Raw genomic sequence first — 24,506 nt, 5'->3', positions numbered from 1 at the left:
CCACACAAAAAACCTTTCAGCCCTTATGCTGAAAGGTTTTTTTGAATGTTCTCTTTAAGAAAGAACTTCTTCCTGCTGAAAAAATTTTTTTAATGCGAGAAAAACGTCTGATTTTTGCTTCAAAATATAATGCTTAAATTTCTCATCCTGAATATGTTTGTATGCTGACATTAACGTAGAATGCCGATTATATTGATTCACTTCACCATAACAAAATAAATTGGCTTTTTTCATAATTTCAGAAACGAGCTTCACGCACCGTGCATTATCAGAGGTCAAATTATCACCATCAGAAAAATGGAAAGGATAAATATTATATCGTGACGGAGGATATCGTTCGTCTATGAGCTCTAGTGCCTTTCGATAGACAGAAGAACAAATGGTTCCCCCGCTCTCTCCCCGAGAAAAGAAGTGCTCCTCGTCTACGACCTTCGCCTCTGTATGGTGGGCAATGAATTCGATCTCGACTGTCTCATACTTTGTCCGCAAGAAACGTGTCATCCAAAAGAAAAAGCTTCTCGCCATATATTTTTCCCAAAGCCCCATACTTCCGCTCGTATCCATCATCGCTAGGACAACCGCTTTTGATTCTGGTTTGGTGACTTCATTCCACGTCTTATATTTAATATCCTCTGGATAAATGGGATAAAAGGAAGGGCTTCCTGTCATGGCATTTCGTTTAAATGCTGACAGCATTGTTCGTTTTTTATGGATATTACCGGTTAACCCCGTTTTGCGAATATCATTAAACTCAATTTCCTCGACAACAATATCATCAAGTTCTTTTTGTTTAAGATTTGGTAGCTCCAGCTCACGAAACAGCGCTTCCTCTAAATCCATTAATGAGACTTCTGCTTCGTAATAATCATCACCGGCTTGATCTCCAGCACCTTGCCCTTTTCCCTGCCCTTGCTTACTGTCAGATCCATCCCGAGCGACCACATCGCCAACTTGGCTGTCTCCATCCCCTTGACCTACATGCTTATTCTTATCATAGTTGTACCGAATTTTATATTCATCTAAAGACCGGATCGGAATTTTGACCACATCTTTGCCATTAGACATAATGATGCTTTCCTCTGTGACAAGATCCGGCAAATTGTTTTTAATCGCCTCTTTGACTTTTTTCTGATGACGCTGCTGGTCATCAAAGCCTTTTCGATGGAGGGACCAGTCTTCCTGAGACACAATAAACTGACTTTTTTCTTGCCGGGACATCCATCCCCCTCCTCACCTTTTTGGACAATTCTTGTACCCATCGATTCCATTATCGTATGCTGGTCGTCGTCGAAATGACGACGATTTTTAAAAAAGACATTACCGGTGCTGGTTTGCGCCAATAATGCCTCCTTCATTTATTAACGATTCAGAAGACTGCCTACATATTTTAAGAGTTCATTTGCACTTGTAGAATTATAGCCATGCTCATCAATCAATCGCGCCACTACTTCATTGACCTTTTTCAACTGCTGCTCATCCGGCGTTTTCGTCGATGTCGTAATTTTCACGACATCTTTCAAATCGGCAAAGAGCTTCTTCTGAATGGCTTCTCGTAATCTCTCGTGAGAATTATAATCAAAGCGTTTGCCCTTTCTCGCATAAGCTGAAATCCGAATAAGGATTTCTTCTCTGAATGCCTTTTTGGCGTTTTCAGAAATGCCGATCTGTTCCTCAATTGAACGCATGAGCTTTTCGTCAGGATTCATTTCTTCACCTGTTAACGGATCACGCAGTTTGTTTTTATTGCAGTACGCCTCAACATTATCTAAGTAATTATCCATGAGAGTTTTCGCAGACTCCTCATAGGAATACACAAATGCCTTTTGAACTTCCTTCTTCGCCATATCGTCATACTCTTTTCGTGCGACAGAAATAAAATTCAAATAACGTTCCCGATCTTCACTTGAGATCGATGGATGCTGATCGAGTCCTTCTTTTAAGGAACGGAGGACATCCAGTGCATTGATGGATTCCATGTTCTTTCGAATAATGGTGGATGAAATGCGGTTAATGACATATCTCGGGTCAATTCCGCTCATTCCTTCGTCATGAAATTCCTTTTTCATCTCATCAATATCAACAGATTGGAAACCTTCGACACTTTCCCCATCATACAGTCGCATTTTTTTCACCAAATCGATATCAGACCGCTTCGGCTCTTTCAGCCTTGTCAAAATAGAGAACATCGCAGCTACCTTTAGCGTATGCGGTGCAATATGAACATCTGAGACATCACTTTCTGAAATCATCTTATGATAAATGCGTTCTTCCTCTGTCACCTTTAAATTATAAGGGATCGGCATCACAATAATTCTTGAGTGTAAAGCCTCGTTCTTTTTATTCGAAATAAATGATCGGTACTCCGTTTCATTCGTATGTGCAACAATCAATTCATCCGCACTAATCAACGCAAAACGCCCCGCCTTAAAATTTCCCTCCTGCGTTAATGAAAGAAGATGCCATAGAAATTTCTCATCACACTTCAACATCTCCTGAAATTCCATCATTCCACGGTTCGCTTTATTGAGCTCTCCATCAAACCGGTACGCACGCGGATCTGACTCTGAACCAAATTCAGCAATCGTTGAAAAATCAATACTTCCTGTTAAGTCGGCAATGTCCTGAGATTTCGGATCAGACGGGCTGAAGGTACCAATGCCGGTCCGTTTGTCCTCTGAGAAAAAAATTCGTTCCACTCTCACATCCTCAATGCGGCCACCATATTCCTCTTCGAGCCTCATCAAGTTCAAAGGTGATAAATTCCCCTGCACACGTATGCCGTATTCTCTATAGAAATCCTCCCGCAGATTTTGCGGAATGAGATGAAGCGGATCTTCATGCATTGGGCAGCCTTTAATCGCATAGACTGCGCCATGATCTGTTAGTGAATACTCTTCCAGCCCTCTTTTCAGCCTTGTGACAAGCGTCGATTTCCCGCCGCTGACTGGACCCATTAACAATAAAATACGCTTTCTGACATCTAAACGTTTAGCCGCAGGGTGAAAATACTCTTCCACTAGCCTTTCCAATGATTCCTCTAAACCAAAAAGCTCCTGATCAAAAAATTTGTAGGTTCTGACCCCATTCTCCTCTTCAATCCCGCTGTCCTTAATCATATGATAAACGCGAGAATGAGCAGATTGAGCGACAAGTGGATTTTCTTTAATAATATCTAAATATTCGCTGAAGGTGCCTTCCCATTTCAGTCGCTGCTCTTCTTCTCTGTGCTGTTCAATTTTCTTTAAAATATCCATATGAACCTCCTCTTTCAAGATTGAAGCTAGAAATCAGATACTGTTTTACAATCTATGCGGAGGCGTCCTATTACATGCTTTCGTTCTTCAAAATGACGAATTGGCAAACTGAATTGACAACCATCCGCAAGACCCTTCATAATAAAGGAAAAACAGGAGAAAAATGATCTTCATCTCCTGCTTTTCAAGGCGAACTTCACAACATATGAAACCGGCAGCGAAGGAACAAAGGGATAAGGGGGAGCTTATATGAGAACGGTCATTATGATGGGCGTCATCATTACGTTTTTAGTATCCATTTTCACAGCTGGCTACGAAGGCAAGCCTGGTAAATGAAAAAAAGGATGTTCCATCAGCGGAACATCCTTTTTCATTTCGTTCATATTTTCAGCACTTACATATTCACTGAAAGCGAGATGGGATCTCGGCTTTTATCATGTTCTTATATCAAATCTCGGTATTGTTGCTGGCGAAGCGCCTCATATACAAGAATCGCTGCCGTATTCGATAGATTCAGTGAACGAACATGCTCTGTCATTGGTAAACGTAGACAGCGATCCATATTCCGTTCAATCAAATCTTTTGGCAATCCACTCGTCTCTCTGCCAAATACGAAAAAGTAGTCTTCATCTAGCTGCGAGTAATCGAACGTTGTATGCGACTTTTGCCCAAACTTTGTGATGTAGAAAAATTGCCCCTTCGGATGAGCCTCAAATAATTCATCTAATGAATCATGATAGACGACATTGGCATATTTCCAATAATCGAGTCCTGCACGCTTCAGCATTTTATCATCTGTCGAAAAACCAAGCGGACGAATCAGATGAAGTGTTGTATTTGTTGCTGCACATGTTCGCGCAATATTTCCAGTATTAGCTGGAATTTCTGGTTGATATAAAACGACATGAAGTCCCAAAAAAGTTCACCTCTAATTTTCTTTTCCGCTCAACATTATACCATTAACTACCCTTCGGAGCATCGTCCAAAATGTGAAAAAACGTATAACGAATACTAGGTGTATAAGCCGTTGAATCTTCATACGACCAGTAACGCATACGGCTGTCATACGTTTGTGCATTCACAAGAGGCATTCCGCCTTTATCATGATCAACCACAATGGTTGTATGATTATACCTACCGTCACCTTCAAAATCGTAGCAAATCACATCACCTATTTGAAGCTCTTGCGGCTCCTTGAGCTTCTTCGCTCTCAACCCCGCTTTGGAATTGGCTAAATAATTTTTCATCGAATGTGCCACCGTCCAGCTGTAGCTCCATGTATGTGGACGAACCCACCAGCCAGATCCACGGTTCGGATATCCTCTCGTTGGCGCATTCCCTGCTTTTAGACATTGTGAAATAAAATTCGTACAGTTATCTTCAAAATTTTTATAGGCTGGATTTCGTTTATTCCAATACGTCTCAGCATATTGAACAGCTGCACGCCGGTCATAGTGAAAAGCTCTTCCAAATTGGTCTTCATTTTGGAAGCGCTCATTCACCTGATCTTCCTTTTGTCGTTCTTCTAACATCATCCGATCTTTCACAAGCATGTCGTTATAAAGAAACGCTTCTCTTTTCTCAACCTGTTCCTCTAAATAAAAAGAATCGTCTATATCCTTACAGACATAAGTGAGGTGAGCGAGATATTGTACTTGCTGAGCTCCATCATCTTGAATAGCTGAATCGAGAAGTTTTGCTTTTGCTTTCGCCTTGACAATCTCAACTTGTCTTCTTGCAAACAGCTCTTTCTTTCGCTCCACAGCTTCCACATCAGACATCAGCTGCGGCTGTTTGATCGTACTGCCATTTAATAAATATGCCAGTCTGTCTTCTAACGTTTGTTCTAATAATTGTTTCACACAGACACCACCAAACTTTTTTTAACATCTCTGTTTGGTTCATTCTATGTTCAATGGGAGGTTATTTAGTATTTAAAGGTGTTTGTAACAATTCAATCCCTTTGATGATCTCTTGTTTTGCTTCTTCATCACTTTCCCGTTCAAGGGCTTTTTCGAGTTCTGAAAGCTGCTGACCATCGCCAATTTTACCGATTGCCCAAGCAGCCGTGCCTCGAATGACCGGTCTTGGATCTTTATGCATCAGGTCAACCAAATCTGGCAAAGCAGATGTATCTTTAAAGTGAGCAAGTGCCAAAATGGCATTCCGCTGAATAGGCTTTTTCCCTCGCCATGATCCAGAAACATGACCATACTTCTCTTTAAATTCACGATTGCTGATTGTCAGCAGTGGCTTTAAGAGCGGCTTTGCAATTTCAGGGTCCGGCTCCATTTCAGGATGTAGATGAAAGTCTTTCCCTTTATTAATTGGGCAGACCGTTTGGCACGTATCACATCCATACAACCGATTTCCTATTTTCGAGCGAAATTCGTCAGGTAAAAACCCTTTTGTCTGTGTTAAAAACGAAATACACCTTTGAGAATTGAGCTGGCCTGGATTCACAAGAGCACCCGTTGGGCATGAATCCACACATTTATTACAAGTTCCGCACTGGTCTTCTATTTTCTCATCCGGTTCAAATGGAACATTTGTAATCATCTCAGCCAAATAGACATAAGATCCGAACTCAGGTGTGATAATCATACAGTTCTTTGCACTAAAGCCAATGCCAGCACGTTCGGCTACAGCACGGTCAGACAATTCACCTGTGTCCACCATTGATTTTGTCCGTATATCTTCGTGTTTACTGCGCAAAAATTCTTCAAGCATGTCGAGCTTTTTTTTCAGCACAACATGATAATCAGTTCCCCATGAAGCCCTGCAAAAAATCCCTCTTCTTGCATCCTTTGTACTTCGGGGAGCATCTTTCATTTTAGAAGGATATGCGAGCGCAATGGCGACAATTGATTTTGCTTTTGGAAGCAGCAAAGCAGGATTTGTTCGTTTTTCGATATCAGGCTCTTCAAAACCGGACAAATACCCTAACGATTCATGCAAGATGAGGCGGTCCTTTAATGAATCAAATGTATCAGCACTTGCAAATCGAATTTTATCGACACCAATTTCGTTCGCATATTGAATTAATTCTTCTTTTAATTGTCCAACATGAATCACCTTGCAAACCTCCTTTCTTTGTTTCTTCAGTTGTTTTCAGTATAATACGAGTGTATCATGACCGATTGGAGTGAGTCACTGTGAAGATACAAATGGAAATCTCCCAACCTAAAAGCCCGTCTATCCATGTTGGACAGATTGAATATTCACATATTGAGATAGGAAAATCCCCTCAAATGTTAAAAGGCCGACTGCGTCTGTTTCAAGAATCTTTGTTTTTTGAATATGAGGATCAAACTTTGGAAGAAGTACCAGCGATCAAAGAATGGACGAATCTTCTAGAAGGTATCCCCTTTCTTCCGCTTCTTGCTGATATTCAAAAAGAACAATTTATTGACTCGACCAATTCCGTACAGGATTTGTCGATATTTTTTTCATTAAAATATTTCTTGCCTATCCTTACATTAGATGCCGATCAATTGAAAGGGCCCCTTTCATTATCCAAAAATGAAACTGGTCATATTGAATGGCAGGATGGCGCAGAGCTTAAAGGGTTATTTTCTCAAGCAAATAAAGCTCAAATTTCTCAAGACACAAAAAGCATTCTTCAAATCATTCTCTTCCCACCATCTATTTCCCGGGAAAAGAGTGAAGCGCTTATACAATCCTTGACGAAGATGTTTATACAAATACATGGTGGAGAAAGCAAATATGAACTCATTGAAAAAGCACTGTAGGTCACAGTGCTTTTTACATTATACTGACATAATAAAAAACGCAACACTTCGTTTATCTATGAAACGAAATACTGCGTTATAAACAAAATTATGTATTGGAGCGGGTGATGAGAATCGAACTCACGACATCAGCTTGGAAGGCTGAGGTTTTACCACTAAACTACACCCGCATCAATCTTTTAAAGACAACATCATTGCGTTGACTTTTATTATGTTACAACTTTCTTAACAATTCGTCAAGAGAATATGAAGATTTTTCGTCAAAAAATTTCATATTCTCCATATATATTACGATAGTTATTTGTCTAGCTGCAAATACACCAAATAAGCCTGCTTCACATCTTTTAATTCCTCTTTCAGATTCTTTTCAGAACCTGTTAAACCAGAAAACTCATGGTTCATTCCAGTTGTGATGGTAGTAGAAATTAATTTTTTCTCTCCAGGAGACATGTGAAAAAGATCTGAAGCTGATATCGTTGTGTTTCCTCCCACGTCCTGTTTGAAATCCATGCTAGTCGAGAGTTTCGTTAGTTCGCTTTGCTCTTTATCTTTCCATAAGCTATACGTTACTTTTAACAGATCATCTTTTTCATCTTCTAGCTGATAGATAAAATTCACACTGTTATCGACGCCATTTTGATGAAGGTCAATGGAGATTTTTTTTGTATCTTCTTTTAATAATTGTCCATCTTTGTAATGCATACCGATCAAGGATACACTTTTATTACTGCCTTTTAGTCCTTTCACTGTCATCGCTTCAAACGGCTTATCTGATAATGCTTCCAAAAGAATTTTTTCATTTTTTGTTAGTTTCATAGGTTCGACAGTTACTTCTTCGTGAGTTGCTGTTTCCTTATTTTTCTCTGTTGCAGGTTTTTCTGAGACCGTTTTCTCTGTCGTTGTTGTTTCTGCAGCCTTCTCGCCGCATCCTGCTAATAGAAAAACAGTAAATAAAAGAATGCTCCATTTATTAATCATTGATATCCCCTTTTATACTTTTATTTTTTATTATACTAAAATTTGGTTGATTATACAAAAAAAGATTAGGAGAATTCTCCTAATCTTTCGCTTTTTTCTGTTTCATTGCTGATAGGAATGCCACAATGAGAAAACTGACAGCAAAAATGACCACCATATAAATAAAAAAGTTTGGTTTGATTTGGAACGTAAATGCAGACGAACCTTCCATCTCAAAAGCAAGACTGTTAAATAATAATTCATTATTTGTTTTTGATTGAAATAAGTGATAGAACAGAACACCAATAGTCAGCATCGGAAAACCTAAGAAACCTAGGAAACTACCAACAATTGCACCTTGTTTCATTGCCTGAACGTTCATGATCGTTGTCCTCCCATTCCACCAAGCAATAACTGCTTCATAATAGACTTACCATCCCCCATAAACGGAAGAAGGTAGAGCAATTGAATAAAATACGTGATTGAAAAAATGAAAAACCCTGTCGAAATTGGATTTTCTTTTAGAAATAAAACAGTCACAATGATTCCGGCTGCGCCAATGAGCCCCGGCAAAAGCGGACCAAGCAGTGTAATCCACACCTGTTTTTTCTGAAACGGATCTAAAACAGGCCGCACAAATTTCACAGACATCATATCGCTCGCAAAAAAGCCTTGAGGACCATCCCGGCCGGCGAACTTCCGATGTGCATACCCATGTGCCGCCTCATGCAAGGCAGTTCCAGTAATTAATCCAAAATAAATAATCGTAAAATAAATGGCAATGGCTGCAATCGATGGATCAGGAATAAATAAAAAGGCGATTCCCGCCATGATCATAAAGAGCACCCAGAAAAAGATGATTTTGCGCGTCACCATCAGCAGAGCCGTACCCAATATGTGAAGAAATGAATGACCCGTGCAGTCAAACCGCTCTTTCATCTTTACTTGATACTGCTTAAAAAATTGACAGAAGGCTGTGACAGTCCGATATGGCGATTGATAATGAATCGACAGCAAGTGATGCTGATTCAGCCCCATCATCAATTGATAAAAATCGCGGGCAATCACAGACTCATCGACCTGAAACAAATCGGCGAGTTCTGCCGTAATACTCGCCTCTGTCCTTTGACCATCCACTTTCGTTAACATATGATATGCACTTTCGTTAATTGGAAGTGAGCTTCCGTACTGCGTATCAGTCAAATGCCTTTTTTGTAAAGTCACATATGGCGCAAGTGCCGGCACCCGCTCAATCTTTAGCTTATTGTTAAGAAGTTGAATCATGTGAATACCTCCATGAAAAACCTTTATATATGGCAAAGATGAGCAGACATTCAAATCCTGCCACAAGCAGCCACTGAAGCATTTGACTCGATTCCCCTATCACATAGTTTCCAATAAATACAATCGGAATCATGATTAAAATAAGCGCTCCAAACGAGAAAATACCTGTGTAAGGATTATTTCGATCAAGGGGTAATAAAATACCTACCACATAAAAGAGAGCCGTTGCATTACACAAGACAGCAGCGCCAATCAACACGATCCAGATCTGATCCGGGAGCGTCAGTGTTGTGATCATAAATAAAACAATTTGGATCACACCAACGAGCAAAAGCCCGAGGAACTTATAAAGTGCCACTTCCCACGGCCTTAGACCAAACGTTTTATACATCCCAAGCATACGTTTGTCATTGCCAAATGAATTAAAAGCTGTTAACCCAGCTAGCGCACATAGGACAAAAAAAGCTTCTCCTTCAAAGCGGAAGGCAAACTGATAACGGACAAATAAAATGACAATAAGGAGGATGAGAAAGTTTAAAATATTTTCTTCATTTCTCACTTGTGACTTTATTTCCTTTACAATGAGTGACCACTTTTTCGAAGATGAAAATGGCAGTTTGTGCAGAAAGGTTAACGCTTTTTTCTCAGCCATAATTGGCATTAAAGCAAGAGAAATAAATGCGCCTCCCGCAGATAATAGGATGAAGAGGATCAACATCGCATAATTCACCCCGTCAGGAGACATCCCTTGTGCCGCTAAGAAAAACGGTGCTGTAAAATACATCAAATGATAATCAAACTGTACATATGATTGCTGTATTTGATTGATGTCGAAATGTGTCATTCCATACGCTACAACTAGCGCTAATAAAACAAATATCGCTGCAAATTTTTGCAACGGTAATTTTAATTTTAGTACGAGTAAATAAGTCACGTTGTAAATGAGCTGAAGCAGTGTTAAGACAAAGAGCGATTGCAACAGCACCATCAAAAAGAATGTATGAATAAAGAAAATACCGATCCCTTGTGCAATAAAATTAGGTAAAAGCAAGATCCCGATGAAAAATAAAACAAGCCCTGTCACGACTGTCACCATCGGAATGAAGTAACCAAGACTTTTTTGAAAGGTAGACAGCGGAAACCAGCTGAGCTGCATAGAAAAACGATCTTGTTCAGGTGTTCTGACTTTGATCAGCACAAATAACAAGCTTGTAAAAATGGATGCATTGATTGCCATCGACACAACCAACAACCCAAGTGAACGTTCATCTCCATTTAAGAAAGCCTTCATAAAGACACCCGTAAAACTGTATCCGACGATGGCTCCCATTGTGACTGCAAACAAAAAGAATAAGACCACAATGATTCGCTTCGTTTGAGTATCAAAGAGCTTATACATCTCCTGCTGCCACATTTTAAGCATCATTTTAGAAATGATTAATGATTTCATCAAAATGTGCACCCCTATCACTTAACATTGAAGCTTTCAGAAACACCTGTTCCAATGTGCTTGATTGATACTTTTCTTTTAAGGCTGAAACCGTCCCTTCATCCATTTTATTTCCTTTAGAAATAATGGCGATCTTGTGGCACAGCTCTTCCGCTGAAAGCATATCATGCGTTGAAAGCAAGATTGCACCATGGTGCTCGGCATAACGTTTCATCAGTTTCTTTGTGTTTATAACCGCTTCAATATCAAGTCCTCTAAAGGGCTCATCCATGATCACTAATTGACTCTCAAGCATAAAGGCAGCAATCAGCTGTGTCTTTTTTTTCATTCCATGGGAATAGGTTTCAATCGGTCTTGATAAAGCTGATTCCATATCAAACAATTCAATTAGTTGATTTCTTCTTTGAATTGTTTTACATTCATACATAGAAGAAACAAAATCTAAATATTCAGCACCAGTCAATGCTTCAGGGAGCAGCAGATCATCTGGAACATAGGCGACTTGTTTTTTAAAGGAAGGATCATCATTTGTGACATCCTTGATATGAATGGTTCCTTCTGTATGCTTAATGATGCCAAGTACACAGTTAATCATCGTTGTTTTACCGGATCCATTTGGTCCAGCCACAGCAACGATTTGATGAGGGGCAATTTTCAAATGAAAATCATTGACAGCAGTCACGTTATTTTTATACGTCTTGGTTAAATTCTCGATCGTAAACATATAACCTCCAAGTGTCTGCATATTCTTTAAAAACAGATCAGGCTAAACCGCCCGCCACAGACGGTTTAGCCCTGGTGTCTTATCTAAGAAGTAAAAAGATGAATCCTAAGTATAGCTACTTACATTCAATTTGGACTTTTAAGCCACTTTCCCACTGAACGGCTCCTGTAAAGCTACCTTTGCCGTTTGCTAAACACCAAACTGCTGCTCCTAGAACAACTGTTGCTCCCAATCCAAGAAGGACAGCAACAAATACTAAGAACCAAGCTTGGTCCATAATAGCAGGTTCCATAGTGGAATAGTCAACTTGCGGCGCTGCATAAGTCATACTTTTCACCTCCCAGCTTATGATGATCGTATCATAGGCGTCACACTCCAAACATCAACAGAAGATCCCATTTTTGACCGAACATATTTTCGTGTAAAATGTGACTTTTTATTCAATTGTTCATGTTCAACTGTATAAATTCTCCCTTTTTTACTATTTTTCACCACAACATAAGAACCACAAAACCCATATATTGTCAATTAATCCATCTTTTTTCTGCCTTTTTTCAAATAGTTCATTTTCATCATCTCTTCTATTTAATCTTTCATTTTTTTGAGATAGAAAGAATTCCCCCGATATATCAGATATAAAAGTCCTAATTATATGTCGTTAACACATCAAATACGACATATTAACTGATAATTCCGACAAAAGAGTGAGCATATTTTCCTTCTTCTCTTGTCTCTTAAAATATGTATATACAAGAAAACCTGTTGGGAAAAAAGCCCTTGCCCTATTTCATAACTGCCAACAGCTCACTCTTTTATAAAACCGCCTGTTGAGTGTGGATACTTTACTTTCCATCTATGAGGTTAAAATGATATATCCAGTTCTCTTACATCGAACAAGCAAAACATGTAGAAAAGCTCTTATCTTCAAAACAGAGTGAAGAGCTTTCGTTTGGCACATCAGTTATTCATCATTGTTCAGTTCACATTCAATCATTATTTCGACCTTGTATGCTTTTCATCAATACGATCGTAAATGGCTTCTATTCGTTCTTGATTGCTATAAATCTCATATTTGTTCCGCTCAATCAAAATGTCTAATGTGATATCCAAATGTTTTCTGTATTTTTTTCGTTTTTTCTTTTTCTCCATCTTCAGCTTCCCTCCTGATTAAAATAAAAAAAGGCCCTTCACTCATGCCTGAGTGAACGAGCCTTCGGTTGACCGATCAGCGATTCTTGTTGGTATTTTCAGTATGCTTATGTTAATACATACTATTCCGACATGTCAACTGTATTTATTGTTTTTTCAGATTTATCTAAAAAATGATTGACCGGGCAGTAAACAAGATTTATAGTCTTATTAAATATTTCTTATTAAAGTAGTTGGTTTTATCTAACAAAAGGAGGATACACACATGTCAGAAGAACTTCAATTTCGTTTAGAAACAAAAGCAATACACGCAGGTCAAGAACTGGATTCAGCCACCTATTCAAGAGCTGTACCTATTTACCAAACAAGCTCTTTCGGTTTTAGAGATAGTGAGCATGCGGCGAATTTATTTGGACTTCAGGAACCCGGTAATATTTATTCACGTATTATGAACCCGACAAATGATGTGTTTGAAAAACGGATCGCTGAGCTTGAAGGTGGAATTGGTGCACTTGCTGTCTCCTCAGGACAAGCAGCGACCACTTACTCCATTTTAAACATTGCAGGAGCTGGTGACGAAATCGTATCCTCCAGCAGTCTGTATGGCGGCACATATAATTTATTTGCGCATACCTTGAAAAAGCTTGGAATAACAGTAAAGTTTGTGGATTCCTCAAACCTTGAAGAACTTGAAGCAGCCATTACAGATAAAACAAAAGCAGTGTATGCAGAGAGCATCGGAAATCCAAAAGGCGACATTTTACATATTGAAGCCGTATCAGCCATAGCACACAAGCACCACATCCCTCTAATTGTGGATAACACACTTGCCAGCCCTTATTTGTTAAGACCGATTGAATTTGGCGCAGACATTGTCGTCCATTCAGCGACGAAATTCATCGGCGGCCATGGCACATCCATTGGCGGAGTCATCGTCGACAGCGGCAAGTTTCCTTGGAGTGATAGTGATAAGTTCAAAGGCCTGACGGAACCAGACCCTAGCTATCATGGTCTGACGTATACAGAAGCGATTGGCGAAGCAGCTTATATCACAAAAGCACGTGTACAGCTCTTACGTGATCTAGGGGCGGCTTTATCACCATTCAACTCATTTTTACTCTTGCAAGGCTTAGAAACATTGCATCTTCGCCTTGAACGCCACAGTGAAAATGCATTGAAGACAGCACAATTTTTACAAGATCATCCTCTTGTAGAATGGGTCAGCTATCCAGGTCTTGAAGGCCATGAATCCTTTGAGCTGGCTCAAACTTATTTACCAAAAGGGCAAGGCGCCATCCTTACATTCGGCATTAAAGGTGGTAAAGACGCAGGAAAAAAACTCATTGATTCGGTTCAGCTTTTCTCACATCTTGCAAACGTAGGCGACTCTAAGTCACTCATCATCCACCCTGCCAGCACAACGCATCAGCAATTAAGTGAAGCAGAGCAAAAAGCCACAGGGGTGACACCAGAACTTATTCGTTTATCTGTTGGAACAGAAGCGATTGAAGATATTCTGGCAGATCTAGAACAGGCGATTTCAAAAAGCCAGTCTTAACCAAACAAAAAAAGCACACACCTGTGTGCTTTTTCTTATTGACTAGTGATTGATTAATCGAATATCTTGGAAGGGATAAAACACGAATGATGTTGTCCCTTGAATATCACTCTTTGTAAAAAGACCTAAACCGTTGCGACTGTCCATTGAGTTTTGGCGGTTGTCACCCATGACAAAGTACTTTCCTTTAGGAACTGTAAGAGGACCGAAATCAGGTGTCAGCAAGGTGCCATCTGCGGCAGCTTTCTTTTTGTTTGATGCTAAATAAGGCTCTGCCACTTTTTGACCGTTTACATATAGCTGATCATTTTTCATTTCGATTTTATCACCAGGTAAACCAATCAATCGTTTCACATAGTGAGTACTGCGCTCTTCCCCATCAAGAACAATGATTTGTCCGCGTTTATAATCGCCGAAGTAATCGACTGTTTTATTCACAAACACCCGCTCTGTATCATGCAGTGTCGGTTCCATAGAAGTCCCCTTTACAATATACGGTGCGAATAAAAAGTTACGAATGATAAAAACAGCAATAAATGCGATTAAGATGGCTTTAATCCAGCCCCATAATTCTGATTTCTTTTTTTGTGTTTTTGTATTTGTTGTCATAAGCTCCTCCTGAAATCCCCTAGGACAAAATGAGTTATCGCCAGCTGATCGCTGACGCCACGCTTGTTTCTCCCTAAATATAAACATATTTTGCCAACAAATCAAGCTGTAAGAGAGAAAAAGGCAAGCACCTTTCTGTGCTTGCCCAAAACTCAGTTAGTTAGCAGAAGAATCCGCTTCTGTCTCTTTGTTTGTTTTACCATAGAAATAATCAGATGGATTCACTGGTTTAAAATCAGATAGCTTATGGAATCGAAGAAGATCCCTGTACAGTACTTTATCTGACAGGCTTAACTGATTATCAACACGGGCTTTAATCGTTTCTGTCTTTTTGTTTTGTTTCACCACTTTACCCGTTTTTGTATCGTAGACCGTATTATCTACAAGGGTATATTTTGGTGTCACATAGTTTCCGTTACGGAATGCAACAGTTTGATCATGCTTCTTAGAGAATAAATCTGTTCCAAAATTCACGTACTCATTTGAATCAATACCTTGTAAGTGAAGAAGCGTTGGCATCACGTCTACTTCACCGCCATACGTATGATTCACGCCGCCTTGTTTCCCAGGGATACGAATCATGAGCGGTACACGCTGATTTTGTGCATTTTGATATGGCGTAATTTCTTTCCCTTGAATCTCACTCATTGCACGGTTATGGTTCTCAGAAATACCGTTATGATCACCATATAATAGAATCACTGAGTCTTTATACAGACCCGATTTTTTCAAGTCCTTAAAGAATTGTTCTAATGACTCATCCAAGTATCTCGCTGTTTGGAAATAATTATCCACTGTTTTATCACCAGTTGTTGCCTTAGCGATTGTCGCATCTTTCTCATCTAAATTAAATGGATAATGGTTGGTCAATGTCATTAAGTGTGCATAAAATGGCTTTTTCATTGATTCTAACATTGGGATTGATTCTTTAAAGAATGGCTTATCCTTCAGACCCATGTTTACAAGGTTTTCTTCATCCATGTTGTAATAAGATGCATCGAAGAATTGATCAATTCCCATATGTTTATAAATCGTGTCACGGTTCCAGAAAGATTTATAATCCCCATGAAGCACTGCACTCGTATAGCCTGCTTTTTGATCTAAGATGGCAGGAAGTGATTGGAAGGTATTTTCACCTTTTGTCACAAACGCTGCACCCTCTGGCAAGCCAAACATACTATTATCCATCATGAGCTCAGCATCAGAAGTCTTCCCTTGACCAGTCTGGTGGAAGAAGTTATCAAAATACGTAAAATCTTCTTTTCCATGAGCTAGTTTGTTTAAAAATGGCGTCACTTCTTCTCCATTTAACTTGTAGTCAATTAAAAATGACTGGAAGCTTTCTAAATGGATTTTGATGATGTTTTTCCCTTTAGCTTGACCAAAGTATTCTGCATTTGGTTTCGCATAATGAGAGGTTGTATAGTTCACGACATCCGTTAAATCATCACTACTCGCATTTGCTACCTGCGTTGCATTTTGTGCGGTTTGCACGCCGTCATAAATCGCATAGTTATAAACACCTAAATATTTCACAATATACTTATGATCAAATGTTCTCGTCAATAATTCTGGACGATCTTTTTCAGCTAAGTGTAGGTTAACGAAGAACAGTCCAACACCTGCAGCCACAATCAGCAGTGCGAAAGTTTTTTTCATTTGGAACTTCTTCACTTCTGGTCTCCAAATGACAATGGCAATTAAAATGATGATATCTAGGAAGTACAAAAGGTCATGCGGCTTAATACTTGCTAACACACCGCCAGTCATACCTCCCCCAAGATTACCGGCTTGTTTCATTGTCGGGAATGTTAAAAAATCATCAAAGAAACGATAGTACGCTACATTCGCATATAAAAGTGCGGTCATAATAAAATCAATGACAATTAAAACAATGGCCGATTTACGCCCCTTCAAAAAGAGAGCAAGTCCTAAAAACACGATGGCTGAACTGAATGGATTTAATAAGAGAAGACCCTCTTGAAAAGATCCCTTCACTCCTAAATTAAAGTCCATTTTGTAGGCTGTGTACGATTTTGCCCAAAATAAAAGGACAGCCAAAACAAAAAAGCTATATTTGTTCGCAAATATTTTTTTCATAAAACCTCTTCTTTCTTATTTTCGATCTGATATAAATGAAATCATAAAAAATTTACATTGATTTTGCAAATGTAAATCTTCTGCACCAAGCATTCCGATGCTCTTTTCTCCGCAGGTTACATGTGCTCCTTTAATATAACGAATAAGAAGCATCATAAGTTTCAAAAAAAATACGAGTAAATAAAAGGAAAAATATCCATTTACATTAAATTTACTGCCGCTTCATGTTTCAGAGAATGATGAAGGTTTTGTAAATCACTCAGTACTACTTTACTTTTTTCATCTAATCGTGTCAAAGTAATTATAAAGAAAAGGAAGAATCACCTAGGCTTTTCGACTCACTTAGCCAAATTTATACAAAATCCGAACCAATTTGCTTTTTTATTGTGACTCAACCTCCAGCAATCCATGTATCCTCTCTGCTACCACAAACCTAAAAAACAGTTTTAAGCAAAAAAAGCTTGATTTCCCCTGCCAATGTACGGTGTGATAAAGGTATAGCTCCATCAAATAAATCAAGCTGGGGGACATCCTATGAAATCAAACAAACAAATCAACATATTTGAACAAAGATTCTCAGAAGAAGTGATAGACATCATGGCTGTTACAGGACCTTCTGGAGTCGGCGCAGGAAAAGCGGGAAAAGAAACTCTTTGGACTGCTTCAATCCCACTCATTGCATGGAAGGAAAAAGACCGCATCATAACCGAAAAAGTGAGACTGTGCTGGTTAACAGATGAAAAGGGATTACGGGAAAAACAAGCGCAATTACATAAAGAATCTATCGTCACACTTCAAGTACGTAAAGGTGAAGGTGAATTTATGCTCGTTTCACTTGTTGATACAGATACTGAAGATAAGGAACTTCAAGAAATATTAGAAGAAGCTCAACAACCTATCTTTTACCACGATGACAAGCTGGGTACCTTTGAATTAGTGAAAGGACTAGACTTATTTGAAACAACCATCCAGTGGGGCAATGAGGAGTGCCTTCTTTACTTCAATCTTGAAGAAGAGGAAGAAATGAATGACTCTCTGAAAACGGCTAGACAACTCGTAGAAGAGCAGACGACATGGGATGCCTCCATGAAGTCATATGCAGCAAATCAGCTGATTGAACTAGCAAAAGATTGGCAGGAACAAGACGACTCCGCTGAAAATTCAAAAGAGATCACACCGGATCAATTTATCAGCCGCATCTCACTTGAAAGCCTCCATGCTTATCCAAATGGAGAATTCGAAGCCTACTATCATGACGGAGATTTATTTTGGGGACATGTCATCATTGTCTCTGGCAATATGAATGGAACGTTCCAAGATGCACACATTGCTGGCTAAAGAATGGGGGATGGATAAATGAAGATCAAAGCTTTTGACGAATTAAATCAACTAGGAAAAACACCTATTGTAGCCAAAATAGGCGGGTTTCGCCCTGATCCATCTAAGTACAGCTGGTTTGCTGGTCATTTTTTCATCCAACGTGATAAAGGGTGGCCGGCAGATCAAGATGGAGCTATGATCCCCATTTTACAAATGTATTTACCCGAAGTACCAGGGGGAATGAACGGCTTTGATGAATGTAAGTTGATTCAAATTTTCATCAACAAGAAAACCCTTCCGATCGATATCGCCAAAAACGGTGAGGGCTGGAAACTCATTGAATATTCATCAATGGAAGGATTAGAAATCGCTGAGACCCCTGAAGAAGTGAAAGGAATGAAACCTTTCCAGATAGAGTGGCTCGAAGGGGAACAACCGGATTATCCATGCTGGGAGGAAGCTTGGTCATACGTTGACTTATCAGAGGTTAATGAAAGTGAAGAAGCGACAGATCATTTCTTCGAGCATTACTCAAATTACTCGTTCACAAAAATCGGTGGATACGGAGCTTACATCCAATCTCCTCCCCACCAGATGTCAGGAGAATTCATGCTACAAATCGCCTCAGAAGAAAAACCTCGGTTCATGATTGGTGATAACGGCACGATGTATTTCTATTACGACAAAGACAATAAAGAATGGTTCATGCACTGGGATTGTTTTTAAAACCAATTGAAAGGAACCATTCCCCTTTCTAAACGTAATAAACGATATGAAGGGGGCTAGTGATATGGGATTCATTTTAGACATCTTCAATCTTGCTCTGTATATCCCTTTTCTACAGGTAGATGAAGAAGATATATCACGGAATGCAGCACAGCTAAAAAAACACAGCTGGTTTCAAGCGTTATTAAATGATCAAACGAACAGAGAGCTGATCATTTATGATCAAGGAGTCCGCCGTGTAATTGGTCAATTTAAGACGAGTAAACTCCATAAGAAGCCATACAACATCAGATGCGAACGAAAGGTACAACAAGCCATACACCGTGCCACGTCAAAACACGGAAAGATCCGCACTTAGCTGTGGCTCTTTCCGTACAAATGTAATAAATCCTTTTGAAGAAAACAATTGACGCTCGGACAACTCTCCCCGTATATTATGTATAAATCCATCTTTTTTTAGAAAAGGGGGCCTCACATGCGCTTGTTTAAGAACTGGAGAAAAAAGCAGCACAAACAGCCGATTACTTCAGATACGCAAGAAGACAGCATCCCAATTAACTTTTCCACTCTTCCCTTTGGCACAGACACCGTAGATGATTTTTTGTTCAACTTAGACCTAACCTCAAAACTGATAGATCCATACAAAGAAGCAGACACGAACAAATAGAACCTAAACTTTCGTGAACCCTCATCCAATATTGGATGATTTTTTTATACTTAGAGGAAGGTGTACCCCCTATGAAGACATATTATTTCGTCAGACACTGTCAAGCAGATGGACAATCCGAGGATGCGTCTTTAACGCCTCAAGGCATCACACAATCGCATGAACTCGCACAGTTTTTTTCCGGCATTCAGCTCAACCACATCATCTCAAGTCCTTATAAACGAGCGATTCAAACCGTTGTGCCCCTTGCTCATGCCAAACAGATCAAGGTACAAATGGATAAGCGTCTCTCTGAACGTAGGTTAAGCAGTCAACCAATGAAGGATTGGTATAAAAAACTAAAGCTCAGTTTTTCGGACTTGCATATGACCTGTGAAGGCGGAGAATCGAGCCTAGAAGCGATGAATCGTATTGTAGAGGCACTCTATGAACAAATAAAATTAGGAAGAGATCATACTTTATTCGCCACTCATGGCAATATTATGAGCCTGCTTCTAAAACACGCCGATCCTGCAATTGGATTCAAGGAGTGGAAACAACTAAGCAATCCAGATGTCTACATCCTGAAATATTTTAAACCAGACCATGTAGAAATAGAAAGAATATGGCATAAATAAAAAAGGCAGGGTTGATCCCTGCCTTTTTCTTATGAAAAACAACTATTGGTGATAGTAAAATGTCTGTACCCACTCATAGGGCTTCTTACGATCCGCACACCATTTCACAAAGCCTCTTGTCTGCGTCTGCTGAAATTCCTTCCAGTCCGATAAAAGCTGGTTATAGTAGACTGCTAGTTTTTCAACATTGCTTTGAACATTTTTATCTTCGATCAGTTTCATGACATCTTGAATCCCTTGAATTCGCTCATGATCTTTCTCATAGGTGCTTAAATAAAGATCTTCATGTATATGATGAAACGAATACCACAAAGCCGAGAAATAGGTTTCGCAAATTTGAACAATCACTCGCTGCTCTTTGCTGCCTCCCATCTCTAATGCCTTCAATAAATAGGGCAGCCCTTCCCCCTGATGCACAAACAAGCCTTGCCAGCGATACGGTCTCACATCCGTTGGATCAATATTTTCCCACTCTCGAAGAACAGGGTGGATTATCCCATGTACCAATGGATACACAAGCAAATGATGACCATCCTCAAAACGTTCAATGTAATCAAACAGCCAAGCAACAAATGAACGCCGTGCTGTAAATTCGTTCTTATTCATCTCTTCAACAAAAGACTGAAGAACCTTTAACGCATCTTTACGCAGACCCTGTTCTTTCCTTACACAGTACTGTCTAAAAAGCGGATAATCATGTGATCGCTCATCTTCAATAATAGTCTGTAATATCGTCTTCATTTGCAAGATAACAACTCCGCCTCTTTACATTCATTCTATTGAACTATTATAACCAATTGTAACATCCACATGAAACTAGTAAAAAGATGAGTTGTCCTTTTTCTTTTATAAAACTCTTGGCATCCTCAAATCCATTCTTTTCTGTGTTCATGAATGAATTGTATGTCTTTTTGATAATGTTCAAGGTGCCCCTCATGAATCATTTTTTGAAAGGCTCTATCCCCTTCATTCGCTTTTCGCTTCATGTATTGACATAAACCTTCTAAACGCAGCAACACCATGTCCACATAATCTTCTGGTATTTCCTCACCATAAGCTTCAAAAAACAGTTTGACTCTATACTTTATATGGGCTGCATGCTCTAACGAATGATAATTTACGACCTCCCCTGTTTCAGTACGAAAAAACCTACTGAGAGGGACACAAGTATAGAGAGTATATGCAATATCCCAAAGCCTTGGACCAGGGGCGGCTACATCAAAATCAATGATTCCCACTGGCTTTTTATTTTTGAAAATGATGTTGTACATCGCAAAATCATTATGGCACACAACCTCTATGTTGTTAGGGGTATTGTCCATTCGTTCCCAATCGTCTGAAATGGGAAAATCACTAACAGCATCATGATACAGTCTAAGCATTCTCGCTATTTCTTTTAAAGCATTGTGAGAGCACATGTATTTTTTTAAGGGATCATGACCGGCGACACCTTCAATGAAGGACAAGATCTCTCTACCTTTTTCATCAACCCCTAAAAACTTTGGAGCATAGGAGAAATTCTTTTTTTCTAAATGCTTTAGCAGCTTTTGTATATTCATATTGTCTGACTTTACCTCTCTGCGAACCGTATCTCCCGAACGATATACGTTCGAGACATTTCCACCTGTCAATAACTCTTCATGATCATTTTGTTTTTTCATAAATTCTCCCCCAAAAATAGGTCACAATGATGATGCCAGCTAAAGATGTGTATGTACCCACAAATATTCATTTAGTTACACAAAGGTAGTTCACTGTTTTATGTGAATGCGCTACTCCATTTTGATTCCTTATATGGTTAAATGTATCTTACCAAATGTTGCAAATCATCAAAAGTTTATTCTGTTAAAAGTAGTACATGCTCATTCTATTCTAATAGGATTCTATTTTCATCTAAATAACTCATTTAAACCACAAAAAAACGTTTCACCACGAGGGTGAAACGTTGGGTTCACGGTAAAAACCAAACTTTTAATAGATACCGGTGGCCGGAGTCGAACCGACACTCCGTGATAAATGATTCCAAAAAGGCAAGGTATACCCGCTTAAAGTAAAGCAGCCGTTAATGAAATAAGAATTAAAGTTCTTCTTGATATATTGCTGATTTTATCGGCTTTAAAGTCAAAGGAATTTTAAACTCATGAATACTTTCAATATGATTAAAAAAATGATCTATATCGTCATAATCCATTGACCATTCTTCTACCACCTTTAACTTTTTTAACTCGCTTGTTGGTTTAAATAAAAATTCACAGTGCAGTTGTTCCATGTGAGAATAATCATCTTCTTCATAAATTGTAAACTGACGTACAAAATCAAGATGAAATAGTTCCTCTCCCGTAAAATCATAGACACCACACTGAAATAAAATTTCTTTATCTTCTTCGCCCTCAACGGTCTCCTTTGAAAAAGCCTTAAATGATTCCCAAACCTTTTTTATCTCATCGGTCTCTTCACCGATGCTATCTTTAAGATAACTTTCAGCATTTTTAACCGTAATCATTACAACACCTCCTATGTACAATTGATCCAATCCATCTTCAATTGTCCTGCCCCTTTAGTTTAATCATAAGGTAACCATCAATAAAGTAAAAGTTAATCTCCTTTGAACACAATTTGAAGTGATTTTTTCGTGTGAAAAATCAGGTAAACAACAAATAAAAAAAGCCCTCCTACAATTTGTAGAAAGACGTTTTAAACGTTAATATTCCTTAATTCTTCTGTAATTGACGATAATAAAGAATATCTTAAACTAGATACCGGTGGCAGGGGTCGAACCGACACTCCAGAGGAACACGATTTTGAGTCGTACTTGAACGTCTGAACCCTTGAACCATTGGCATTATGCTATTTATTCAACATTTCTTAAAATAAAGATGCTAACAAATTAGATTTTGCATAGCATATTCCTTCTTTATACACTAATACATCCGATACATTACATGTTACCCGTTTCCCTTGTATATCCCAAGAATGAGATATTTCATCACGAACATACTCATAAGCAAGTTTTGTCTTTTCAATTTCAGTTTGAGCCGGATTAAAAAGTTCATCTGCATTAGACCTAATAATAGGATTAGTATAATTGACTTGGTTTAATTCAAGCAAATAATCTTCTATTTTTTCACTTTCACATATCAAATGCATGAAATTCACCCTCCAATCGATAATTTTTTAACCAAGTTTTTTCATCATTGAAACAATTTTTATACTTAAACCATTTGGCTTATGTACAACTTCTTCATCGTAGATGCTATACCCCATTGAACTATACAATTTTATGTTTCTAGTCACGGTCATACGAACTTTGCAGAATATACTAGTTAATTCTTCTTGTACTGCAAAATTTTCTAAAAAACTTAATAATTTTTTGGCAATACCATGACCCTGCATTTCTGGAATTACTGATAGTCTATAAAAATATAAACTATCTTCTTTTATTTTAAAGCGAACCATTCCAACTGGCTGATTATCAATATAACAAATTAAACTCCTCTCTCCGTCTTTTAAGGCAATTAAAACGGATTGCACAGTTTCCTCCAAAGCACTTGAAGGTGGCACTTCGTCTTTATACTCCAAAAATGCCTTTATCATTAAATCATATATTACCGATGTATCTGATAAATTAGCAAACCTTATCTCCAAATGTATCCCTCCTTTAACATTCTTGTTTAATGACAGATAAGCACACGATTATATGTACACGATATTTTTATAAGAATCGTATTGAAGATAAATAAAAAACGTTCCTTACAAAGTGTAAGAAACGTTGATTTCATCGTATTTACTACCGATGATATAGATACCGGTGGCCGGGGTCGAACCGGCACTCCGTGAGGAACACGATTTTGAGTCGTGCGCGTCTGCCAATTCCGCCACACCGGCATGATCATTAAAGAGCGCAACTTATAATAATAAAAAATGGTGCCGAGGGCCGGACTTGAACCGGCACGGTAGTCACCTACCGCAGGATTTTAAGTCCTGTGTGTCTGCCAATTCCACCACCCCGGCAGTCTTTTCAAAAAAGGCGACACCCGGATTTGAACCGGGGATAAAGGTTTTGCAGACCTCTGCCTTACCACTTGGCTATGCCGCCATAATTGGAGCGGAAGACGGGATTCGAACCCGCGACCCCCACCTTGGCAAGGTGGTGTTCTACCACTGAACTACTTCCGCATATCAACTGGGCTAGCTGGATTCGAACCAACGCATGACGGAGTCAAAGTCCGTTGCCTTACCGCTTGGCTATAGCCCAATAATAAAATGGGGCGATTGATGGGAATCGAACCCACGAGTGCCAGAGCCACAATCTGGTGCGTTAACCACTTCGCCACAACCG

At 39.0% G+C, this 24,506-nt stretch carries 26 protein-coding genes and 6 tRNA genes; 7 read left to right on the top strand and 25 right to left on the bottom strand.

Features of this window, described 5'->3' with window-relative positions; genetic code table 11:
• Nucleotides 1-54 precede the first annotated feature (54 nt).
• The 5 genes from yhbH to queG all read right to left on the bottom strand — a co-directional run bounded on the left by yhbH (nt 55) and on the right by queG (nt 6,326).
• Nucleotides 55-1,218 (bottom strand): sporulation protein YhbH, encoded by a 1,164-nt coding sequence (gene yhbH, locus ACTJJD_RS09950; RefSeq protein WP_007497035.1) that lies wholly within the window; start codon nt 1,216-1,218, stop codon nt 55-57.
• A gap of 140 nt (nt 1,219-1,358) precedes the next feature.
• Entirely contained in the window at nt 1,359-3,254 is a 1,896-nt protein-coding gene (locus ACTJJD_RS09945; RefSeq protein WP_017360374.1) for a PrkA family serine protein kinase, read from the bottom strand.
• Between the two features lie 442 nt (nt 3,255-3,696).
• Nucleotides 3,697-4,170, bottom strand: a complete 474-nt coding sequence (gene trmL, locus ACTJJD_RS09940; protein WP_440608351.1) for a tRNA (uridine(34)/cytosine(34)/5-carboxymethylaminomethyluridine(34)-2'-O)-methyltransferase TrmL — start codon at nt 4,168-4,170, stop codon at nt 3,697-3,699.
• A 43-nt stretch (nt 4,171-4,213) separates the two neighbouring features.
• A complete protein-coding gene (locus ACTJJD_RS09935; RefSeq protein ID WP_440608350.1) occupies nt 4,214-5,116 on the bottom strand; it encodes an amidase domain-containing protein in 903 nt (300 codons plus the stop codon).
• A gap of 61 nt (nt 5,117-5,177) precedes the next feature.
• Nucleotides 5,178-6,326, bottom strand: a complete 1,149-nt coding sequence (gene queG, locus ACTJJD_RS09930) for a tRNA epoxyqueuosine(34) reductase QueG (RefSeq protein ID WP_026050065.1) — start codon at nt 6,324-6,326, stop codon at nt 5,178-5,180.
• Between the two features lie 83 nt (nt 6,327-6,409).
• Between queG and ACTJJD_RS09925 the strand changes: the two genes are divergently transcribed.
• On the top strand, nt 6,410-7,006 hold the full coding sequence (locus ACTJJD_RS09925) for a hypothetical protein (protein ID WP_217816446.1): 597 nt from the start codon (nt 6,410-6,412) through the stop codon (nt 7,004-7,006).
• 96 nt (nt 7,007-7,102) lie between these two features.
• Here ACTJJD_RS09925 and ACTJJD_RS09920 read toward each other — a convergent pair.
• The 8 genes from ACTJJD_RS09920 to ACTJJD_RS09885 form a co-directional block, all read right to left on the bottom strand.
• A tRNA-Gly gene (locus ACTJJD_RS09920) sits at nt 7,103-7,176 on the bottom strand.
• Between the two features lie 127 nt (nt 7,177-7,303).
• Nucleotides 7,304-7,984, bottom strand: a complete 681-nt coding sequence (locus ACTJJD_RS09915) for a hypothetical protein (protein ID WP_440608349.1) — start codon at nt 7,982-7,984, stop codon at nt 7,304-7,306.
• 79 nt (nt 7,985-8,063) lie between these two features.
• Complete coding sequence (locus ACTJJD_RS09910; RefSeq protein WP_008349089.1) at nt 8,064-8,345, bottom strand: hypothetical protein; 282 nt, start codon at nt 8,343-8,345, stop codon at nt 8,064-8,066.
• Nucleotides 8,342-9,247, bottom strand: coding sequence for a PqqD family protein (locus tag ACTJJD_RS09905; protein ID WP_008349091.1), 906 nt, complete (start codon nt 9,245-9,247; stop codon nt 8,342-8,344). The genes ACTJJD_RS09910 and ACTJJD_RS09905 overlap by 4 nt, the downstream gene beginning before the upstream one ends.
• The gene (locus tag ACTJJD_RS09900; protein WP_440608348.1) at nt 9,231-10,697 is read right to left on the bottom strand and encodes a hypothetical protein; all 1,467 of its coding nucleotides are present in this window, start codon (nt 10,695-10,697) and stop codon (nt 9,231-9,233) included. The genes ACTJJD_RS09905 and ACTJJD_RS09900 overlap by 17 nt, the downstream gene beginning before the upstream one ends.
• A complete protein-coding gene (locus ACTJJD_RS09895) occupies nt 10,675-11,421 on the bottom strand; it encodes an ABC transporter ATP-binding protein (RefSeq protein ID WP_008349096.1) in 747 nt (248 codons plus the stop codon). Before ACTJJD_RS09895 ends, ACTJJD_RS09900 begins: the two co-directional genes overlap by 23 nt.
• A 115-nt stretch (nt 11,422-11,536) precedes the next feature.
• Nucleotides 11,537-11,749, bottom strand: coding sequence for a hypothetical protein (locus ACTJJD_RS09890; protein WP_003211695.1), 213 nt, complete (start codon nt 11,747-11,749; stop codon nt 11,537-11,539).
• A 665-nt stretch (nt 11,750-12,414) separates the two neighbouring features.
• Nucleotides 12,415-12,570: an FbpB family small basic protein gene (locus ACTJJD_RS09885; protein ID WP_019743964.1), complete on the bottom strand. Its 156-nt coding sequence runs from the start codon at nt 12,568-12,570 to the stop codon at nt 12,415-12,417.
• A gap of 265 nt (nt 12,571-12,835) precedes the next feature.
• Here ACTJJD_RS09885 and ACTJJD_RS09880 point away from each other — a divergent pair, with 265 nt between their 5' ends.
• A complete protein-coding gene (locus ACTJJD_RS09880; protein ID WP_008349114.1) occupies nt 12,836-14,128 on the top strand; it encodes a homocysteine synthase in 1,293 nt (430 codons plus the stop codon).
• A 42-nt stretch (nt 14,129-14,170) separates the two neighbouring features.
• Here the strand turns inward: ACTJJD_RS09880 and lepB are convergent, their stop codons facing one another.
• Together lepB and ACTJJD_RS09870 are read right to left on the bottom strand one after the other, a co-directional pair.
• Nucleotides 14,171-14,737, bottom strand: coding sequence for a signal peptidase I (gene lepB, locus ACTJJD_RS09875; RefSeq protein WP_019743962.1), 567 nt, complete (start codon nt 14,735-14,737; stop codon nt 14,171-14,173).
• A gap of 156 nt (nt 14,738-14,893) precedes the next feature.
• Entirely contained in the window at nt 14,894-16,837 is a 1,944-nt protein-coding gene (locus tag ACTJJD_RS09870) for an LTA synthase family protein (protein ID WP_035392616.1), read from the bottom strand.
• A 534-nt stretch (nt 16,838-17,371) separates the two neighbouring features.
• Between ACTJJD_RS09870 and ACTJJD_RS09865 the strand changes: the two genes are divergently transcribed.
• From ACTJJD_RS09865 to ACTJJD_RS09845, 5 genes are all read left to right on the top strand, one after another.
• Nucleotides 17,372-18,175 (top strand): DUF2262 domain-containing protein, encoded by an 804-nt coding sequence (locus ACTJJD_RS09865; protein WP_281215836.1) that lies wholly within the window; start codon nt 17,372-17,374, stop codon nt 18,173-18,175.
• Nucleotides 18,176-18,193: 18 nt separating this feature from the next.
• Entirely contained in the window at nt 18,194-18,883 is a 690-nt protein-coding gene (locus tag ACTJJD_RS09860) for a DUF1963 domain-containing protein (protein ID WP_148780310.1), read from the top strand.
• A gap of 64 nt (nt 18,884-18,947) precedes the next feature.
• A complete protein-coding gene (locus tag ACTJJD_RS09855; protein ID WP_342494588.1) occupies nt 18,948-19,241 on the top strand; it encodes a hypothetical protein in 294 nt (97 codons plus the stop codon).
• Between the two features lie 117 nt (nt 19,242-19,358).
• Nucleotides 19,359-19,550 (top strand): hypothetical protein, encoded by a 192-nt coding sequence (locus tag ACTJJD_RS09850; protein ID WP_008349128.1) that lies wholly within the window; start codon nt 19,359-19,361, stop codon nt 19,548-19,550.
• Between the two features lie 71 nt (nt 19,551-19,621).
• On the top strand, nt 19,622-20,167 hold the full coding sequence (locus ACTJJD_RS09845) for a histidine phosphatase family protein (RefSeq protein WP_268430681.1): 546 nt from the start codon (nt 19,622-19,624) through the stop codon (nt 20,165-20,167).
• Nucleotides 20,168-20,209: 42 nt separating this feature from the next.
• Here the strand turns inward: ACTJJD_RS09845 and ACTJJD_RS09840 are convergent, their stop codons facing one another.
• From ACTJJD_RS09840 to ACTJJD_RS09795, 10 genes are all read right to left on the bottom strand, one after another.
• Nucleotides 20,210-20,914 carry a hypothetical protein gene (locus tag ACTJJD_RS09840; protein WP_281201521.1) on the bottom strand — a complete coding sequence of 235 codons (705 nt, stop codon included), beginning with the start codon at nt 20,912-20,914 and terminating at the stop codon, nt 20,210-20,212.
• 119 nt (nt 20,915-21,033) lie between these two features.
• Complete coding sequence (locus ACTJJD_RS09835; protein ID WP_440608347.1) at nt 21,034-21,828, bottom strand: phosphotransferase; 795 nt, start codon at nt 21,826-21,828, stop codon at nt 21,034-21,036.
• Nucleotides 21,829-22,244: 416 nt separating this feature from the next.
• Nucleotides 22,245-22,670: a hypothetical protein gene (locus ACTJJD_RS09830; protein ID WP_440608346.1), complete on the bottom strand. Its 426-nt coding sequence runs from the start codon at nt 22,668-22,670 to the stop codon at nt 22,245-22,247.
• Between the two features lie 362 nt (nt 22,671-23,032).
• Nucleotides 23,033-23,314, bottom strand: a complete 282-nt coding sequence (locus tag ACTJJD_RS09825) for a transglutaminase-like domain-containing protein (RefSeq protein ID WP_019743954.1) — start codon at nt 23,312-23,314, stop codon at nt 23,033-23,035.
• A gap of 27 nt (nt 23,315-23,341) precedes the next feature.
• Nucleotides 23,342-23,812: a GNAT family N-acetyltransferase gene (locus ACTJJD_RS09820; protein ID WP_019743953.1), complete on the bottom strand. Its 471-nt coding sequence runs from the start codon at nt 23,810-23,812 to the stop codon at nt 23,342-23,344.
• 158 nt (nt 23,813-23,970) lie between these two features.
• Nucleotides 23,971-24,052, bottom strand: a tRNA-Leu gene (locus ACTJJD_RS09815).
• A gap of 37 nt (nt 24,053-24,089) precedes the next feature.
• Nucleotides 24,090-24,178, bottom strand: a tRNA-Leu gene (locus ACTJJD_RS09810).
• A 14-nt stretch (nt 24,179-24,192) separates the two neighbouring features.
• Nucleotides 24,193-24,263, bottom strand: a tRNA-Cys gene (locus ACTJJD_RS09805).
• A 5-nt stretch (nt 24,264-24,268) separates the two neighbouring features.
• Nucleotides 24,269-24,343, bottom strand: a tRNA-Gly gene (locus ACTJJD_RS09800).
• 7 nt (nt 24,344-24,350) lie between these two features.
• Nucleotides 24,351-24,422, bottom strand: a tRNA-Gln gene (locus tag ACTJJD_RS09795).
• Between the last annotated feature and the right edge of the window lie 84 nt (nt 24,423-24,506).

The organism is Bacillus sp. 22446 (assembly GCF_052044955.1).
GTDB lineage: Bacteria > Bacillota > Bacilli > Bacillales > Bacillaceae > Bacillus > Bacillus altitudinis.
Note: the sequence above shows the minus strand (reverse complement) of the source record. Positions and strands in the feature narration are given on the sequence as shown.

Coding starts and splice junctions, on each gene's coding strand:
- yhbH (WP_007497035.1), bottom strand. CDS start 1,218: ATGTCCCGGCAAGAAAAAAGTCAGTTTATTGTGTCTCAGGAAGACTGG.
- ACTJJD_RS09945 (WP_017360374.1), bottom strand. CDS start 3,254: ATGGATATTTTAAAGAAAATTGAACAGCACAGAGAAGAAGAGCAGCGA.
- ACTJJD_RS09915 (WP_440608349.1), bottom strand. CDS start 7,984: ATGATTAATAAATGGAGCATTCTTTTATTTACTGTTTTTCTATTAGCA.
- ACTJJD_RS09910 (WP_008349089.1), bottom strand. CDS start 8,345: ATGAACGTTCAGGCAATGAAACAAGGTGCAATTGTTGGTAGTTTCCTA.
- ACTJJD_RS09905 (WP_008349091.1), bottom strand. CDS start 9,247: ATGATTCAACTTCTTAACAATAAGCTAAAGATTGAGCGGGTGCCGGCA.
- ACTJJD_RS09900 (WP_440608348.1), bottom strand. CDS start 10,697: ATGAAATCATTAATCATTTCTAAAATGATGCTTAAAATGTGGCAGCAG.
- ACTJJD_RS09895 (WP_008349096.1), bottom strand. CDS start 11,421: ATGTTTACGATCGAGAATTTAACCAAGACGTATAAAAATAACGTGACT.
- ACTJJD_RS09890 (WP_003211695.1), bottom strand. CDS start 11,749: ATGACTTATGCAGCGCCGCAAGTTGACTATTCCACTATGGAACCTGCT.
- ACTJJD_RS09885 (WP_019743964.1), bottom strand. CDS start 12,570: ATGGAGAAAAAGAAAAAACGAAAAAAATACAGAAAACATTTGGATATC.
- ACTJJD_RS09880 (WP_008349114.1), top strand. CDS start 12,836: ATGTCAGAAGAACTTCAATTTCGTTTAGAAACAAAAGCAATACACGCA.
- lepB (WP_019743962.1), bottom strand. CDS start 14,737: ATGACAACAAATACAAAAACACAAAAAAAGAAATCAGAATTATGGGGC.
- ACTJJD_RS09870 (WP_035392616.1), bottom strand. CDS start 16,837: ATGAAAAAAATATTTGCGAACAAATATAGCTTTTTTGTTTTGGCTGTC.
- ACTJJD_RS09865 (WP_281215836.1), top strand. CDS start 17,372: ATGAAATCAAACAAACAAATCAACATATTTGAACAAAGATTCTCAGAA.
- ACTJJD_RS09860 (WP_148780310.1), top strand. CDS start 18,194: ATGAAGATCAAAGCTTTTGACGAATTAAATCAACTAGGAAAAACACCT.
- ACTJJD_RS09855 (WP_342494588.1), top strand. CDS start 18,948: ATGGGATTCATTTTAGACATCTTCAATCTTGCTCTGTATATCCCTTTT.
- ACTJJD_RS09850 (WP_008349128.1), top strand. CDS start 19,359: ATGCGCTTGTTTAAGAACTGGAGAAAAAAGCAGCACAAACAGCCGATT.
- ACTJJD_RS09845 (WP_268430681.1), top strand. CDS start 19,622: ATGAAGACATATTATTTCGTCAGACACTGTCAAGCAGATGGACAATCC.
- ACTJJD_RS09835 (WP_440608347.1), bottom strand. CDS start 21,828: ATGAAAAAACAAAATGATCATGAAGAGTTATTGACAGGTGGAAATGTC.
- ACTJJD_RS09830 (WP_440608346.1), bottom strand. CDS start 22,670: ATGATTACGGTTAAAAATGCTGAAAGTTATCTTAAAGATAGCATCGGT.
- ACTJJD_RS09825 (WP_019743954.1), bottom strand. CDS start 23,314: ATGCATTTGATATGTGAAAGTGAAAAAATAGAAGATTATTTGCTTGAA.